At 57.6% G+C, this 18,461-nt stretch carries 8 protein-coding genes; 6 read left to right on the top strand and 2 right to left on the bottom strand.

Annotation, left to right across the window (positions count from 1 at the left end):
- Positions 1 to 8 precede the first annotated feature (8 nt).
- Positions 9 to 4,655 (top strand): Ig-like domain-containing protein, encoded by a 4,647-nt coding sequence (locus tag ET33_RS39490; RefSeq protein ID WP_051775398.1) that lies wholly within the window; start codon positions 9 to 11, stop codon positions 4,653 to 4,655.
- Between the two features lie 144 nt (positions 4,656 to 4,799).
- Here ET33_RS39490 and ET33_RS17060 read toward each other — a convergent pair whose 3' ends face one another.
- Positions 4,800 to 5,708 (bottom strand): AraC family transcriptional regulator, encoded by a 909-nt coding sequence (locus ET33_RS17060; protein WP_036684127.1) that lies wholly within the window; start codon positions 5,706 to 5,708, stop codon positions 4,800 to 4,802.
- A 129-nt stretch (positions 5,709 to 5,837) separates the two neighbouring features.
- Here ET33_RS17060 and ET33_RS17055 point away from each other — a divergent pair, with 129 nt between their 5' ends.
- From ET33_RS17055 to ET33_RS17035, 5 genes are all read left to right on the top strand, one after another.
- The gene (locus ET33_RS17055) at positions 5,838 to 8,873 is read left to right on the top strand and encodes a glycoside hydrolase family 2 TIM barrel-domain containing protein (protein ID WP_036684121.1); all 3,036 of its coding nucleotides are present in this window, start codon (positions 5,838 to 5,840) and stop codon (positions 8,871 to 8,873) included.
- Positions 8,874 to 8,926: 53 nt separating this feature from the next.
- Positions 8,927 to 9,877 (top strand): ABC transporter permease, encoded by a 951-nt coding sequence (locus ET33_RS17050; protein ID WP_036684117.1) that lies wholly within the window; start codon positions 8,927 to 8,929, stop codon positions 9,875 to 9,877.
- 18 nt (positions 9,878 to 9,895) lie between these two features.
- A complete protein-coding gene (locus ET33_RS17045) occupies positions 9,896 to 10,771 on the top strand; it encodes a carbohydrate ABC transporter permease (RefSeq protein ID WP_036684116.1) in 876 nt (291 codons plus the stop codon).
- 68 nt (positions 10,772 to 10,839) lie between these two features.
- Entirely contained in the window at positions 10,840 to 12,474 is a 1,635-nt protein-coding gene (locus ET33_RS17040; protein WP_036684114.1) for an extracellular solute-binding protein, read from the top strand.
- Positions 12,475 to 12,595: 121 nt separating this feature from the next.
- Positions 12,596 to 17,554, top strand: coding sequence for a sugar-binding protein (locus tag ET33_RS17035; protein WP_036684110.1), 4,959 nt, complete (start codon positions 12,596 to 12,598; stop codon positions 17,552 to 17,554).
- Here the strand turns inward: ET33_RS17035 and ET33_RS17030 are convergent.
- Positions 17,551 to 18,438 carry a LysR family transcriptional regulator gene (locus ET33_RS17030; RefSeq protein ID WP_036684101.1) on the bottom strand — a complete coding sequence of 296 codons (888 nt, stop codon included), beginning with the start codon at positions 18,436 to 18,438 and terminating at the stop codon, positions 17,551 to 17,553. The two genes, ET33_RS17035 and ET33_RS17030, sit on opposite strands and share 4 nt — an antisense overlap.
- Between the last annotated feature and the right edge of the window lie 23 nt (positions 18,439 to 18,461).

Raw genomic sequence — 18,461 nt, 5'->3', positions numbered from 1 at the left:
GATCGATGATGCTGGGGAAAAGTAAACGATGGCTCTGCCTGCTGCTGACAGCGGCGCTTGCGCTGTGCAATCTGCCTGCCCTATACGCGGCGGAAAGCGGGCCGTATACGCTCGTGAACTTGTTGGCAGCGGATATGGATACGCATTTTGACGGGGGAACAAGTCCCTTTACGCTCGATAAGAGCACGACCGGAGGGTCGCAGCGGATCGTTCAGGTTAACGGCAATAATGCGCTGGAGTTTCGCGATGCGTCGCAAGGGTCGAACCTGGCCAGTTATTTCTATTACCAACTGAATAGCGGCAGCCTCAAGGACCGGATTAACGAAATTTACAATAGGCCAGCCGGGAGTTCCCCGGTGGAGTTCGTCTTCTCCTACAAGCTCCTGCGCAGCGCGGCCAGCGACAAGCCTGTCGCCAAAGATATATATGCGCAGATCCAGTTCGCCCCTTACGACAATAATCTGGTCCCGCGTTTTCCCGTGGATTATCCGAGCATCGCAGGGACGGCAGCTTACCTGAGCGGCCAACCGGACGTGCTGAAGACCGTGGATGACAGCGATCTGGCCACCTACCGGTTCAAGGTGTACCCGAACGGCGGCCAGCGCAATATTACGAGCATTAAGCTGGCATTCTCGGTGCGTGTCGATACCGGCGGGACCGACGAGGCGTATATTGTCGACGACTTGGCGATTTCCGAAGTAAGGAGCCAACAGGCGGAGGATACGGAGCCCCCTTCGGTCCCTTCCCGCTTAACGCTAGCGGGGAAAACGGATACGAGCGTCAATCTGACTTGGACGGCATCGACGGACAATGTGGGCGTTACGCGGTATGACATTTACCGGGACGGCGTTTTAAGCGGTTATGTAAGCGGTGCCACGACGTCGTACGGCGCCATTGGGCTGTCGCCTTCAACGACTTACCGGTTCGCCGTGAAAGCCCGGGACGGGTCCGGGAACGTATCTGCGGCCAGCAGTGAGCTTGCCGTCACGACGGACCCGTCGGCAGGGGGACTCCCTGCGCCCCTTGGCAACCGCGATATCGGCGATGTGAAGACGGCCGGCAGCGCCGTCTTCGATGCGGCCGCTGGCCGGTTCAAGGTGCAGGGCTCCGGGAGCGATATCTGGGGAACGGAGGATGCGTTCCATTACGTGTACCGGCCTTGGACAGGGGACGGGCAGATCGTGGCGCGCGTCTCCAACATCGAGAACGGCGTCACTTGGACGAAGTCTGGGGTCATGATCCGGGGCGGCATGTCGGAGCAGTCGCCGTATGCGATGATTGCGGTTACACCCGGCAGCGGCGTCTATTACCAGGACCGCCAGCAAGCGGGGGGCGCCTCCACCTCGATGGCGGGGACGAAAGCGGCGGCGCCTTATTGGGTGAAGCTGGTGCGGGCGAACAACGTGATCAGCGCCTACGATTCGATAGACGGAATCCATTGGGCGCTGGTGAAGAAAGCGGCGCTCACGCTGCCGGAAACCGTGTATATCGGCCTGGCGGTGACGAGCCACAACCCGGGCAAGCTGGCCGGTGCGGAATTCGATCAGGTGAGCATCGGCGAGGTGACCCCGTCGGACGGCTCCGGCTCGCCTTATCCGGGAACGGTCCAAAGCAGACGGCAGTGGCTGTGGGATAAGACCAAGACCATGTCCGAAATGGGGCTACAGCTCAACATTTCGCAGTACGTCGCCCAAATTCTCGACGGACAGAACGTGGCGGTCAACCTGCAAAAGATCGATAAAATGTTCCAACTTTACGATCCGGAGCAGTATAAAACGGTGTCCAAAATGTATGCGTATCTTATGATCGGCGATCAATTCAGCAGCACGATGAAAGAGCATGTCAAATCGTATTTTTCCCAATATGCGTACGCCAAGCTGCCGCAGACCGAGAATCTCCGGATGAGCAATTATACGGCCGGCTATTTGGTGGGGCAGTATTTGCCCGATCTGCAGGATCTGAACGGCAAGTCGGGGGCGGTTCTGAAGAGCGAGAACAGAACCAACATCGAAGCGATGATCGATGCCGGGGTTCATTACGGCTGGGCCGAATATGAAAGTCCCGAATATACGTTTATGACGTATTTTTGTCTGAATGCGTTGTACCAGTATACGGACGAGCCTGCTTTTAAGCAGAAGGTCAAGATGGCTATGGACGTCATGTGGTTCGAATGGGCCAACGACTGGATTGACGGAACCTTCATTTCCACGTCCAACCGGGCCAAAGGCGATTCCGTTTCGGCGAGCGATCTTAGTTGGCGCGGGGCGGACCATACGGCGCTGTCCTGGATGTATTTCGGGGGGAACCGCGCACAGGAAGGCGTCGGCGAATCGGACAGCTTCGTACCTTCGGCGTACCGTCCTTATTTGGAGTACCTGGGTATGGTCATATACAACGGAATGAGCTATACGCCGCCGGAAATGGCCGTTCGCATCGGGCAATTGACAGGTAAAAACTACCAATCGCGCAAAACCAATCTGCAAAATTCGAGCGGCCGCAATTTGAAAACGTACCGTCAGGCGTACGTCCGCCCGACATGGGGCTTGGCCAGCGAGGTGACCTACAACCGGGTCGACAACTGGATCGAGGATATTCCGGTAGCGCTGCGCTGGCAGTCCGCCAAGCCGAACCCGCTGTTCAGGGTCAATGCCGATCAGGGCGACAGTCCGATCGGGAATTACGACCAGCCTGCGAACCACCGGATCATGCAGAACGGCAAAACGGCGGTAGCCGTGTACAAGCTGCTGAACAGCCCCAGCTCGAACTATCTCAACGCCATGTTCCCGGATACCGGCTCGATCGTCACCCGGGAGGAGCAGGCCGGATGGGTTTTCAACAATGCCGGCCCGATGTATTTTGCCTTCAAGATGGTCAAGCCTTACGCCTGGTACTACCAGACGCCGACCGATCCGGCGAACAAAGTCAAGACGACGGCGCAGCTGCATCCGACCAAGCAGCTCTTCTACAACTACAACATTCTTCGCAGCCAGGCGGACAAAAACGGGTGGGTGCTTGAAACTGCCGACGCCTCGGAATATGCGGATTTCGCGAGCTTCAAGAATGCGGTGCTGACGAATACGACGATGGACAGCTCTCATATCAATGAGGCGAACCCGCGGTTGATTTACAAGAGCCTCGGCGGGGATACGTTGGACATCACTTTCGACGATGGAGCAGGCGCCTATAACAATACGCACCGGATCAACGGCAATCCCATCCCGTATTCGGCTTTCAAGCTATTCGATACGCCGTGGCTTCAGCAGGATCAAAATTCCGATCTATTCACGGCAGCTCAAGGCGGGGAGATACTGACATATAACTTTGCCAATTGGACGATTACCAAGCAAGGCGAGGCCGCATCGGTGCCAAACGGCAGCTTCGAGCAAGGGACAGACGGACCCGAAGCTTGGACGTACGGCGTCTGGGCAGGAACCCCGGTCTCCACTTGGGACACGGTCACGGCCAGAACGTACGGCCATTCGGTGAAAGTCGAGAATACGGCATCCGGCGATGAAGGCGGCTGGCGCCTTGCCGGCGATCGCCTGATTGCCGTCGACCCCGGGTCCGCCTATACGCTCAAGGCTTGGGCCAAGACGGATCAGGTCAACGCGACCGACGGCGCCCGTGCAGGCATCACCTTCTATAAGAGCGACGGGACTACGGTCACCGGAAGGACGTACTTTTCCAATGATGTGCAGGGAACGAGCAACTGGACGCCGATCGAGGTCACTGCGACGGCACCGGCCGATGCGGCCAAGCTGGGGATTGACTTGCGGTTGAAAGGCACGGGAACGGCGTGGTTCGACGATGTAGGGCTCGCGACGCAAAGCGTGCGGCATGTAACCGGCGTTACCTTGAATCAAAGCGCGCTGTCGCTGGCAGCGGGGGCCGCGGCCAGCTTGAGGGCGGCAATCGTTCCGGCGGAAGCGACGAACCAAAAAGTGACGTGGAGCTCAAGCAACCCGTCGGTGGCAACGGTCGATGGGGCCGGGAAAGTAACGGCGTTAGCTCCCGGAACCGCGGTCGTCAGCGTAACTACGGAAGACGGACACAAAACGGCCGCTTGCACGGTCACAGTGACGACAGAGCCGCTGTTTGCGGACAGCTTTACCGGGGGGCTCGGCCAGTGGGATCTGTTCGGCAGCACGGCATGGCAAATTCAAGGCAGCGGTACCGAAGCCCGGCTCGCGGGCGCGACAACGGCTGCATTCCCGCAGCGGGCTGTGGTGAAGCCGTCCGCGCTTCCTTACACGGTTTCCGATTACAATCTGGTCTTCACCGCCAAGGGGGACCGCTTCCGAACGATGTTCCGGTACGCATCGAGCACCGGCTATTACTTCTTGGAATTTAAAAATACGAAATTCGTAGAATTATGGAAATATCCCAACTCGTCGGCGAACGAACAGGTGGGGACCGCGGTCGATATCGGTTCCGCTCTGCCCGGCTTTGATACGGTGGATTGGCACCAGTATCAAGTTGAAGTCCGCGGAGCCGAATACAAGCTTACGATCGACGGAACGGTCGTCACGACGTTCATCGACAGCACGCTGCCGGCCGGCGGCGTCGGGTTTTCGCTGAAAAGCGTAGGACCAGTCGCGTCCATGGATATTCGACAAGTGGAGGTTAGACCGGTCATCACCACGGCGCAGTTGTAACGGAAAAGGCCCGATCCCGCATAGCGGCGGTCGGGCCTTAGGCTTGTCCGGAGCCGGTGCGGGCCCAAGACAATTCCCCCGGGCAAGCTGACCGGCTCGGCCCGGCAGTGCAGGGCGGAACAGGCTGCCTTTCACATGTCCTGTCTAGCCCTTTTTGCCGTCCGCAAAATCCGATGGCGTAACGCCGAACAGCCTGCGGAACAAGCGGGTAAAATACACCGGCTCCATCCCGACATGAGCCGCAGCCTGCCGGATTGCCATAGACGGCTGCTGTTCCAGCAGCGAAGCTGCCGTCTGAAGACGAATTCTTTGCATGTATTGCAGCGGAGTCGTCCCCAGCGATTCTCGGAATAGCCGGGTAAGCTGCTTGGGCGAATAGCCGACATGGGCCGCCAGCTCCGTCACCGTGAGATTACGCTGCAGATGGTCCTGCAGGAAGCGGGTGGCACGGTAGACGACGGAATGGGGATAGCGATCCGCACCCGTGACTGCTGCGTTTGCCCTTTCATTGTCCGCTGCGAGCTGCTTTTTTATCTCCAGACAGAAGGAGAAGAGAAGCTCGGCCGTCACCCAGGGGTCATAATTCGGGCCGGAATGGCCCCAAATCCGCTGTAGGAGATCATACAACCGACTCCAATTCCGAAGTGGAGCGCGAAAGAAGGTTGAACCGAAGCCCCAGTTAGCCAAAAGCCCCTTGTTTCCCCCACATCCGCCGTAGCCGCCATCGCCATGATCGCTCCCACTACGTTCCTCCTGCCGATCCACGAACGTCAGGTACCCGACACTCCAGGGCTCCGCCCCTTGAGGCCCACACTCGTAGGGAAGCCCTGCGGGAATGTACAGCAGTGTCCCGGGAGTGACCAGGCTCCTGTTGTCCTCGCCAAGAAGCCGAAAATACCCTGTTCCCGAGAACGTAAGGAAGAGCTGATTCGCAGAAAATCCCTCCAAGCGCGTCAACAGCTGCTGCTCCTCCGTGCCGACAGTATAGACGGTGAAGGGGATGTCCGGATCAAGCGGGCCGGTTAAATTGCTTCGAAGATGAAGATGGTCCATGCGTCACCTCAATATGTCCGTTTTGTACTAGATATTGTCCGCTTTCGTATCTGTGACCGTAACCGCTATCGCACTATAATTTTAGCGTAGATACCAGAATTATCAACCGGCTGAAAGGAAGCGATTCGATTGTTCACCAGCAACCACATTTGGCAGGACCCTAATGTACTGCATATCAACCGCCAGGAGGCTAGAGCCAGCTATATCCCCTATGCAGATACGGAATCGGCCAAAGCCGGACAAAGAGGAAGATCGTCCTTCTATCAGACGCTCAACGGCAATTGGAAATTTCGCTACTTGCCCAGTGTACATCAAGCGGAGGACGGGTTTTATCTGGAGCACGCCGAGGTCAGCGGCTGGGACGATCTGCTTGTTCCTTCCTGCTGGCAGGTAAGCGGTTACGATCAGCTCCACTATACGAACGTTAACTACCCGATTCCATGCGACCCGCCTTACGTGCCTGACGACAATCCGGCTGGCCTTTACGTCCGGGATTTCCATCTCCAAGAGCAGTGGGCGGCCAAAGACAAAACGATCGTGTTCGAAGGAGTCAATTCCTGCTTCTACGTTTGGGTGAATGGTGCCTTTGCCGGATTCAGCAAGGGCAGCCGGGTGCCGGCGGAGTTCGATCTGACGGGCAATCTGCGAACGGGCCGCAACCGGATCGCAGTGATGGTGCTGAAATGGTGCGACGGCACGTACCTGGAAGATCAGGATGCGTGGCGCTACTCCGGCATTTTCCGGGATGTGTATTTGCTGGCGCGCGACCGCTCGCATGTACGCGACATTTTCGCCAAGCAGGAGCTCTCGGAAGATTTCAATTCGGCCCGTCTCTTGGTCGAAATCGAAACCAAAGGGAGCGACGGCGTGGACGTGCAGGTGGAACTGCGGGACCCGGCAGGACATGTCGCGGCGACAGGCGGCAAGACCGTACAAGGCAAAGACGCCGTTGCGCTGACGGTGGAGAAGCCGCAGCTCTGGAACGCCGAGCAGCCACATTTATACCAGCTGTATGTACTCGGGGGAGAGGAAGTTATCCGGCTGCCGGTCGGCTTCCGAAAGATTACGATAGCGGACGGCGTCTTCGCTATCAACGGCAGGCCGGTCAAGCTCAAGGGCGTGAACCGCCACGATTCCCACCCGGAGCTCGGCCAGACGATCCCCGTGGCGCATATGATCAAGGATCTGAAGTTGATGAAGCAGCACAATGTGAACACGATCCGCACCTCCCATTATCCGAACGATCCTCGTTTTCTGGAGCTGTGCAGCGAATTCGGCTTCTATGTCGTCGACGAGGCCGATCTCGAATGTCATGGCATCGGAATCGCCGAGGACTGGGCGGATGGCGCTTCACACCGCTTGTCCGCCGACCTGGATTGGCGTGCTGCTTTTGTCGATCGGGCGGTCCGCATGGTCGAACGCGATAAGAACCATCCTTGTGTCATCATGTGGTCGATGGGCAACGAATCCGGCTACGCCGAAAACCATATGGCGATGGCGGCGTGGACCCGGGCCCGGGACGATTCCCGGCCTGTCCACTACGAGGGGGCAGCCCCGGTGTATCAGGGCCATGCCGACGTAAGCGGTCTCGACGTGGAGAGCCGGATGTATGCTTCGCCGGCGGAAATCGAGGCGTACGCCCGGGACGCCGGCCAAGCCAAGCCGCTGTTCCTGTGCGAGTACAGCCATGCGATGGGCAACGGTCCTGGCGATCTGAAGGACTACTGGGATGTGATCTACCGGAATTCGAAGCTGATGGGCGGCTGCGTCTGGGAGTGGTGCGATCATGGCGTGAAGACGGAGACGCCGGAAGGCATTCCCTATTTTGCCTATGGCGGCGACTTTGGCGACATGCCGAACGACGGCAATTTTTGCATCGACGGCCTCGTGACGCCGGATCGGATTCCCCACAAGGGATTGCTGGAGCTGAAGCAGGTCATCGCGCCTATTCGCATCGAACGGTACGATTTGAAGGCCGGCAAGCTGAAAATAACGAACCTTTACGATTTCACCGATTTATCGCACATTGCGCTGCGCTGGAAGTTGGAGCAGGACGGCCGGATGCTCGCACAGGGAACGGTGTGGCAGCTGGACGCCGCTCCGCACGCCGAACAGATTGTACAGCTGCCCTACGCGTGGCCGGAGATGCCGGAGGGTCAAATGCTGCTGCATCTGTCATGCTGGCTGAAAGAGGAAACGCGCTGGGCGGAGGCCGGGCATGAAGTGATGTTCCGGCAGTTCGAGGAGGGCCAAGCGGCGACCCCCTGCAGCAGGAAGGAGGACGCCCCGCCATTCGTTCAAGTCGGGGAGAGCGGCGGTCTGCTGACGATAGAAGGGTTCGATTTTCGGCATACGTTCGATTTGCGCGCAGGGGTGTTCGTGGAGATCAGCAAGCATGGCGTTCCTATGATCGCTGCCCCTACGGCCTTCAACATCTGGCGGGCTCCGACGGACAACGACATGCAGGTGAAGAAAAAATGGCTGGCTCAAGGCTTGGACCGGGCCGGCTGCAAAGTGTACCGTGCAGAGTGGCAGCGTCCGGACGAACAAACGGTCGAGATCCGGGTCAATTTCTCCCTCTCCGGCTATATCCGCCATCCCTACCTGCACGGCGAAGCGGTATGGCATATCGACGGTAAAGGAGCGATCGCACTTCATGTCCGCGTGAATGTCCGGGAGAATCTGCCGTTCCTGCCCCGCTTCGGCCTGCAGCTCACAATGCCGGCGGGAATGGAGCAGGTCGAGTACGCCGGCAACGGGCCGCATGAGAGCTATATCGACAAGAGGCAGAGCGTCAAGAAGGGCCGGTACGCCATGACCGTCGACGAGATGTTCGAGCCCTATATCAAGCCGCAGGAGAACGGCTCCCGGTACGACACGGCCTGGGCGACTGTCGCCAATGCGCTCGGGATGGGATTGCTCTTTCAAGGGGGAAAATCATTCTCCTTCCAGGCTGCGCATTATACGCCGCAGGACCTGACGGAGGCCGCGCACAACCACGAGCTTGTCCGCCGTAAGGAAACGATCGTGCAGCTCGATTATAAGATGAGCGGCGTCGGCTCGAATTCGTGCGGACCTGAGCTTGGGGAGCCGTACCGGTTCGACGAGAAAGCGTTCGATTTTGCCGTCACTCTCATACCGATGTTCAAGGAGGACGACTTCTAGCCGACGTTTTTCAGGCGAGGCCGGAAACAGAGATCGGAAAGGAGGAGAAAGAAATGGAACGCGCGACCGCCAAGCTCACCGCAGCGAAAGAAACGCCGCTGCTCAGGCAGATGAGGAGGATATGGAAGTATCGGCTGTTGTATGCGCTGCTGCTGCCCGCGTTCATATGGGTTTTCCTATTCGATTATTTGCCGCTTTACGGAATCAGCATCGCCTTCATGGATTACAACGCCATTCAGGGCTTCTCCGGCAGCGAATGGGTCGGATTGAAATATTTCCGCATGCTGTTCGAATCGGAGATGTTCCTGAATGCTTTCAAGAATACGCTGCTGATCAGTTTATACAAAATGATCAGCGGCTTCATTTGCCCGATCTTGTTAGCGCTTGCACTTAATGAAATTCGGGTTGCATGGTTCAAAAAGACGCTCCAGACGGCGGTCTATCTGCCGAGGTTCGTTTCTTGGGTCGTGTACGGGGGGATCATCACGCTGCTGCTATCGCCGGAAACCGGGGTCATTAACAAAATCATCGAATTTTTCGGCGGCCATCCGGCTTATTTGCTCGTCGAGCCGGCTTATTTCCGGACAATTCTCGTCGTCACGGATGCGATGAAAGAAATGGGCTGGGCCGCGATCATTTACCTGGCCGCCATCGCCGGGCTTAATCCGGAGGTATACGAAGCGGCGATTATGGACGGAGCTTCGAGGTTTCAACGCATTGTCCACGTCACTTTGCCGGGCATAACCGGAACGATCATCGTCATCTTCATCCTGCGGGTCGGCTATATTATGAGCGCCGGGCTGGATCAGGTCATTAACCTGTACAATCCGATGGTCTTTGAGGTCGGGGATATTCTGGATACGTACATTTACCGCGTGGGCATCGAGCAGTTCAGCCTCAGCCTTGCCGCTGCCGCCGATGTCATCAAAGGCGCAATCGGGCTCGTCCTGATGCTGGCCGCCAATCAAATCGCCAAGCGGGTCAACGATTCCGGCATATTCTGACGAAGGAGAAGAGAACCGATGAAGCTTACCAAAGGAGAGAGCGCTTTTGTCGCTGCCAACTATTCGATTCTGACGGTCATCACTATGATCATTCTGATTCCGTTCTGGTATGTCATTTCCGTATCGGTGACACCGTACCATATTTTCAGCGAGAAGAACGGCCTGATTTTGTTCCCGGCCGCGCTTAGCTTCGAGTACTATGCGTATTTGCTGAAGGAAGGGTCGCTTCTGTTCTCGGCTTACGGCAATACGATCCGCAATACGGTAGGGGGCGTGCTGCTGGCGCTGCTGCTTACAACGACGGCGGCCTATGCGCTGGCCGAGAAGAAGCTGCCCGGCAGACGCGCGGCGATGCTGTACTTTGTCTTCACGATGCTGTTCAAGGGCGGGATGATCCCGACTTATATCACGATCAAGCAGCTCGGTTTGCTGAATACGAGCTACGTCCTGATGCTGGTCATGGCCTACAGCGCTTTCAATATGATCATCATGAAATCATTCTTCGAGGGCATCCCCGAAAGCTTACGCGAATCGGCTTCGATCGACGGGGCTTCCGAGTTCAGAATTTTATGGCAGATCGTGCTGCCTTTATCGAAGCCGGTCATTGCGACGATCGGCCTCCTGTATCTGGTCGTGTACTGGAACGATTTCTTCAACGCCATGCTCTATGTGACCGATTGGCACAAAGCGCCCGTGCAGCTCGTGCTCCGCACGATCATCGCCAGCTCGAGCCTTCCGCCGGAACTGCTGGAAGCGGCCGGCTCGACGCCCCCACCCACGATCGGCATTCAGATGGCCGCGATCGTCATCGTAGCGCTGCCGATGCTAGTTCTGTATCCGTTCATTCAAAAGCACTTCGAACAGGGCATGCTGATCGGCTCCGTGAAGGGCTGATCGGCCACGATCAGGCTTCAACCCATTGAGGCGCAAATAGATAAGATAAACTGAGGAGGTCTGTTCACATGATCTATCCAGTCAAAGTTTATCCGTACGGCGCGCTTGCCGCGCTGCTGGTCGGCACCGTCACCATCGCAGGTTGCAGCAAAGCCGCCGATCCGGCTGCTGTTGCGCCTTCGCCGTCCGCTTCATCGGCGTCGGCATCGCCGCAAACGGAAGAGCCTTATTCGTTTAAATGGCTGAAGGCACAGGACATCTCCAAGCCTTACGATCCGTCCAAGGATGCGGTTAAGCAAGCGATCGAGAAAAAGCTCAATATCCGGATCGTGCCGGAAATGGTGGATGTCCAGCAGTACAAAACGAAGCTGAACCTCAAGATGTCGAGCGGCGACATTCCCGATGTCGTCCGCATCGACTTCGCCGACGATTTCCAGAAATACGCGCAGCAGGGCGCTTTCTTCGATCTAACGAATCTGATCAACGAGAAGGATACGCCGAATATTCTCAAGGAAGTGCCGAAGGACGTGTTCGAGCAGGCCAAAGTCAACGGCAAAATCTACGGCATTCCTTACCAGGGAGGCCCGGGCGCCGGCTACCGCTGGAACCTGGTCCTGCGCAAGGATTATATGGAAGGCCTGGGCGCGCAGGTGCCCAAAACGCTGGATGAGTACTACAATCTGCTGAAGAAGGCGAAAGCCGAGAAACCGGACGTCATCCCGCTCGGCGGCTATACGGCCCAGATCGGCCAGCAGAAATACGCCAACAATTCCTTCGATCACATCTTCGGCGCCTTCGGCGTGACGCCGGGGTATTTCACCGAGAAGGACGGCAAATTCGGCAATTACGACATCGATCCGAAGATGAGAGAGGCGCTGCTGTATCTGCAGAAGATGTATGCCGAAGGCCTGATCGACAAGGAGTTCGCCACGATCAAGGAAGAGCAGCTGCGGGCGAAGCTATACAGCGGCAAGCTGTTTTCCTGGATGGGCTGGTGGTCGACGGCGAACGACTATGATACGCAGGTGGAAACCAATGAATTGAAGAAAAGCAGCAAACTGCCGGCGGACGGGAAGCTTGCGGATCAGTCCAATCAGCTGTTCAAATATTTGACGCTGACGGGCTCCCTTGTCGGTGCCGAAGGCAAAGCGGTCACTCCGGCCGGGGCGCCGTTCGGCCAAATGCATGCGATCAGCGCCAAGACGAAAGATCCGAAGAAGGTGCTCTCCATCATCGAGAAGGCTTTGTCCCCCGAGAATCAGATGCTGACCGTATGGGGCATCGAAGGAGTGGACTATAGGATCGAGAACGTCAAGATGTCGGTCGTGACCGATCTAATCGATCCGAAGACGCAGCAGGATAAGAACGGGAATTTCCGCGGCATTCAAAGCTATCTGTTCGCTCCAGGTCTGAAAGGCTGGCCGCATTATTTGGAATCGCTTCCGATTCGTCATTCGCAGGCGCTGGACGTGGCGATCAACAACAAGTTCCAGATTACGGACGCCTCCAATTACCTGGATTCCCCGACCAAAATTGCCAAGCTCGTAGAGTTGAACACGCTCCGCGACTCGGTCTTCACGCAGATCATTATGGGCGCTGACATCAAGAAGTTCGACGAGTTCGCGGACAAATGGAAAGCGCAGGGAGGGAGGCAAATTTTGAATGAGCTGGAAGCCTCCTTCAAGAAAAAAGTCGGCAAATGAAGCTGTGCCTATTCAAGGTCTCCCGCCGGCTCAGGAAAAGCTTCCTCTAAAACACGAATGTATCTTCTTCGAGTGGGCTTCGACAAGAAGCTTTTCTTACTATTCCTTTTGGAGGTGATTGATGATGAAAAGATACTTCATGAGGAGCTTATGCATCCTGCTGGCTTGTTTAATCATGCCGTGGCTGCCCCAACAGGCCGCCGCTTCCGGCGCTTCACCGCTGTTCGAGGATAGTTTTGCGGGCGGGCTGGGCAGTTGGGATTTGTTCGGCAGCACGGCTTGGAGCACGGCCGGGACGGGCGCGGATACCCGGCTTGAAGGCTCGACGGCGACGACGTCCCCCGTGCGGGCGGTCGTGAAATCGTCTGCGCTCCCGTATGCGTCGACTGACTATAAGCTCGGATTTACGGCGGAAGGGGACCGCTTCAGGGTTCTGTTCCGTTATTCGTCCGGCACCAGCTACTACTTTCTGGAATTCAAGAACTCCAAGATCGTCGAGCTGTGGAAATATCCGAACGCATCGGCGAGCGTACAGGTCGGGTCGTCGATCGATATTGGCGCGGTCATCACCGGCTTCAATCTATCGGACGCGCACGGTTATCAGATCAACGTGCAGGGAAACGAGTTCAAGCTCTACATTGACGGAAGCTTGATCACGACGTTCGAGGATGCTTCGTTGACCGCAGGGGGAGTCGGCTTCGCGCTGAAAAGCGTCGGACCGGCGGTCCATCTCAGCGTGAAGCGGGTGACGGTGACGCCGGCCGCACCTCCGGCGGTCCTAACGATCGTACATACGCCGGCGTCAGAGGTTCCTTATAATGTCGATCTGCCCGTATCCTTCACGCTGACAGGCACGACGGATGCAGCGCCAAGCGCCGTGATCCATTACGTCTACGGGGACGACGCGGCCGAACAAACGCTGCAGGCGGCGGGAAGCGGGAACGGTCCTTACACGGGAACGATCCCCGGCACGAACCGGGCTCAGCTCCGCTATTATTTGACGGCGCAGGACAGCGGCGGCAGCGCGCGCTATCCGGCAGCGGGAGCGTTTACGGTACAGGTCGGCGCCATCGCGCCCTATGTCAACGATTTCGAGGGCGAGACGGTCGGCGCGGTCCCGATAGGCTGGAAAACAGGCGGCAATACCAAGGTCATTCAGCTGCCGGACGGCAACAAGGTGTTCAACCTGAACGGCTCGGGAAGCGCCAAGCTGAATGTGCCTATGTATCAGAATGCGGACAATTTCACGGTCAAATTCAAAGCCAAATACGAGCGGACGAGTACGGCCGTGCAGAATACGTGGCGGTTCCGCTACCGGGCTGCGGACGATGCCAATAACAATGCGCTGGAATGGGCGACCCATAACGCCAAATATTTTCTGATGCGCAAAACGACGCTCGGCGGCAATTATTATATCGCCAACTATGTACAGTCACTGCTCGGCGACTGGCACGATTATGAGCTGCAGATCAGCGGTATCACCCATAAGCTGCTTATTGACGGGGTCGAGTCGGCCAGCGGGGACGATTCCGATCCGCTCGCGCTGAAGAAAGGCTACTTTCAGTGGAATGTGGTCGGCGGAATCAATCTGATGATCGACAATTTCTCCATTACGCCGAGCCCGGTGCCTTATGTGATCGATCTTCAGCCTTCCGGCAATTATGCCGGTATTTATACGGGTGAACAATCGTCGGGCCTTCGGATTGCCTTGGAAGCCGGCGCTCAGGCCCATGAGATACAGGTCGATTATACGGTGCGGCGGGCAGACGGAGATCAGGCGACGGTTGCTTCGGGAACGAGAACGTACAGCTTGGCCGCCTATGCCAAAGATGCGGAGATCGTGCCGTTCACGCCGAAACCCGGCGCGCCGGGCACTTACGAGATATCGGCCGCCATCCGGGTCGATGGCGCCGCACAGCCTGTCAAATCGAAAAAGATGCGGCTGGTTGTCGTCGGCCGGGCTGCCCCGGTCGGACAACCCGATCTGGACGATGAAAGCATCTTCGGGCTGAACACGCATTACGCGCTGAACTGGAACGATGCTATCATCGACGGCGCGCGCAAGCTGGGCGCGCGTCATCACCGCTCGGGCATTTCGTGGGAGGATGTGGATAAGCATACGCCGGATGCGACAGGCAATCCGGCGTACGATTACAGCCGGACCGATCCGCTGCTGAACAAGCTAGCCGGTTATGGGTTCAATCAAATCACGGTGCTCGGCATCGACAAGAATGCCAATTACCAAGAGGGCACGGTCAATACGACAGCCTCTCTGCAGGCTATGGGCAAGTTCGTGGCGCATACGGTCAACCGGTACAAAGACCGGATCCGGCAGTGGGAGATGCCTAACGAGCCGGAAATTTTCTCAAAGCCTTACGTGCCGGGCGAATTCGTCCAGCTGCAGAAGATCGCCTATCTGAATATGAAAAAGGCGGATCCGAATGCGATGCTGCTTGCAGGCGATCATACGTCCAGCGTACGCAGCGTGCTGCCCAAAGAGCTGGAGGCGGGCTCCTTCGATTACGCGGATGCCTATTCGTATCATCCGTACGTATACAATTCGATGCCGGACGGTCATTTGCAAAATATCATCGAAGGCGTGAAGGATCTTGTGAACGCTTACGGCGGATGGAAGGACTATTATTTGACCGAAGGGGGCTGGCCGACCGCCAGCGCGGGTTATCCTTCCGTTCCGGAGGAGGCGCAGCGGGACTATGTCGTGCGCGCTTTCCTGAACTATATGATTACCGATCAGGTGAAAGCTTACGAGTATTACAATTATAAAAACGACGGCACGGATGACCGGTATTATGACATTTTCTGGGGGCTGACGGACAATGACGGCAGGCCGAAGCTGGCTTACGCCGCCGCCAACCAACTGATGACGACGCTGGATCAGGCCAGGTACATCGGAACTTGGGATACGGGGGACCCGGACGTTGCTGTCCACATCTTCCTGAACAAGAACGAGCCCGTCCTCGTTTCCTGGAAAATGGCGGATCACCAAGACGACCCGGCGCTCAAGCCTCCCGTCGGTACGGTAACGCTGCCTTTCGGTCCGGCGGGAGTGCATATCCGGGATGTCAACGGCGCAGACGTTCCCGTGACGGGGGCCGGCAGCAGCATCCAGCTTGACGTATCGGGTTCGCCAGTGTACGTCACCGGGGTCCCGGCGGGCTTCGTGTTCGAGTCGGCGAACAAACTGCTGCGCGCCAAGCAGAAGACGGCCGCAGGCAAGCTGGATGCGGCGAGGAAGCCGGGCCAGGATGCCGCGCTCGACGCCGATGCCGCTGAGCTCAGCCGCATCGCCTCGCAGCTGGAGGCGGCTCTGCGAAGCGAAAGTCCGGCGGCCGGTCTGGAGCAAGGTATCGAGGCCGTCTATGCCCTTATGGCGCACATAGCCGGCCAGATCAAGGCCGGCTATGCGCAGCAGACCCCTGGCTACGTCGCGCTGGAGGCGCTCTACAACATGGCGGAGAGCGCCTCGGTGGCGCTAGCTTACGCGCATGGCGGCTCTGGTGCGGGCAGCCTGGATTACGCCCAGGCCGTGCAGGGCGTGACCGCGGCGTTCAACGCCAAGAAAGGCGATTACAGCGTCATGCCGATCTCGACCGCTGCCGTGCTGCGGTTGAATCGCTACGGCAGGCTGGCCGAAGCAGCGTATGCGCGGGGCAGCTATGCCGCAAGCTACGCTTACAACGTGCTGGCCCGGGAATTTGCCCCGGCTGTGGCGGCGATTGTGGACGCGGAAGGGACCAAGTTCGTCGGCGTGCTGGCAAACGTCGTGCCGTCGCAGGCGACAGGCGAAGCAGGCTATGCCTCTGCGATGAATCTGTCCCTGATCAACGGCATGGCGACGCCCGAGCAGGTAACGGTGCGGCTCAAGGTGCCGGCAGGCTGGGAGGCCGTCCAAGCCGATCCGTCCGAAGCCGTCGTGACGGTGCCGGCGCAAAGTTCGTTGGAGCAGGCTTATGCGATCCGCGTTCCGGACCATACGCCGAAGGGCCGCTACGACATCCGTTTCGAGCTGATCTATCAAGGAAAGGTGTTCGATACGAAGAAGGTGCAGTTGACCGTTGAAGACGGGATCGACGTCAGGCTTATGCCGGTGAAGCAGACGGTGGAACAATTGGATGTGCTGTCGGTCGAACTGACAGGCAGCTCTTCGCTGCCCAAGACGGGTAAGGTGACCGTCAAGGGACCGGACGGCGCAGCGCTGGCGCCCGTCGCCTCAGATACGTTCGCCGCGTTGCAGAAAGGGCAGCGTGTTCAACTGGATTTCCGATGGACCTATCATACGCCGCTTCCGTTCAACGAGTATCCGGTCGATGTCCGGGTCGAAGAGACCGTGAAGAACGAGGAGATTTTCCATGATCCGCTGATGCCTTTGGATTTCAATCTGATTCAGCAGGCAGGGAACGTGACCGTCGACGGGGTGCTGAACGATTGGCAGGATGCATTCCCGATCCACCTTCGCTATAAGGCTCAGCATTCGAGCGGCTATCACGATCCGGCGAATCTCGAAGCGACGGCTTACGCCAAGTGGGCGGCCGACGGGCTCTATGTCGCGGTATCCGTGCGGGACGACATCCACAAGCAGTCGGAAAACGCGGCGAATATGTGGAAGAACGATTCCGTTCAGATCAGCCTGGATCCGCTGAACAACCGCGAGTCTCCTTACGGGCCCGATGACATGGAATGGGGATTCGCATTGACAGACAACGGCGGGCTGCTCGTCAACATCTTTAGCGCCATGCCGCCCAACCCCAGTGGCGACGTGAGCGGCCAAATCCCGTTCCAGGCGGTTCGGGACGAGGGAGCGGGCAGAACCGTCTATGAGTTTAAAATCCCGTCGGCCTATGTCAAAGACCTGAAGCCTGCGCCCGGCGGAATGATCGGCTTCAACGTCGCCGTCAATGACGCGGATCTTCAAAATGGACGGGACGATTTCATCCAATGGACAAAAGGAACGGCCGATTCCAAAAATACCGCGCTCTACGACACTTTCGTTTTCATCGCATATGTACCGCCCGCGCCTTCTGCGATTGCTGCGCCACGGGCTCCGATGCCGAAGAATTAAGGCCTTAAGGTCGTCCTAGCGGTTTCCAAAAAAGCCTCAATGGCCGGCGAGAGCCATTTCTCTTTGTGCCAAAGCATTTGCGTAGCGACCCGCAAATCCGGCATCGCCCACGGAAGGGCGATCAATTCGCCCCGTTCCAGCTCGGTTGCGGCTGCGATTTCAGGCAGAAAGGCGATGCCGATGCCGGCCATCGCGCATTGCTTGATCGCCTCGGCGCTGCTGAATTCGAGATGTATGCTGCTGTCGATGCCGTCCATGGCAAGGGAACGTTCGAACAGCGTGCGATAAGTGCATCCTTTCTCGTTAAGCAAGAACAGCTCCCCCTGAAAATGCTCCGGAAGAAGTTCTTTCCACTGCAGGAGCGGATGATTCGGGGCCACAAGAAGGCGGAAAGGCTCTTGAAGCAGCGATTCCGTGCACAATCCTGTCGAGCGAACCGGTTCATCCAAGAAAAAGACAACGTCGGCTTTCCCGTCGTATAAGCTTTGTTTCAATTCATCATTCGAAAAAGGGCGGAAAATGAGCCGGATACCGGGATAATGTTCGCGGAACCGGCGAAATACGGCCGGCAGCCGGTAAGCGCACAGGATTTCGTTGGCGCTGACCGTTACGGTACCCGTCAGCCGGCCACTGTCGCATACGTTGGTGCGCGCTTCATCCAGCGTATTGAGCATTTGCTCGACATAGGATAAAAAACGCGTTCCCGCATCGGTTAGGATCAGCTGTTTGCCCAGGCGGTCGAACAATCGGACGCCGAGCTCCGCTTCCAAAGCCTGCATTTGCATCGTCACGTTGGACGGCACGTAGTTCAATGCCGCTGCGGCCCGACTGAAATTGAGCGTAGAGGCCACCGTGCGAAAAGTGATGAGCTGGCGCAGCTCCATCCTATCCCTCCAATCTTCAATAA

This window comes from Paenibacillus tyrphae, from assembly GCF_000722545.1.
Taxonomy (GTDB): domain Bacteria; phylum Bacillota; class Bacilli; order Paenibacillales; family NBRC-103111; genus Paenibacillus_G; species Paenibacillus_G tyrfis.
This window is presented reverse-complemented; position numbering and strand designations above follow the sequence as displayed.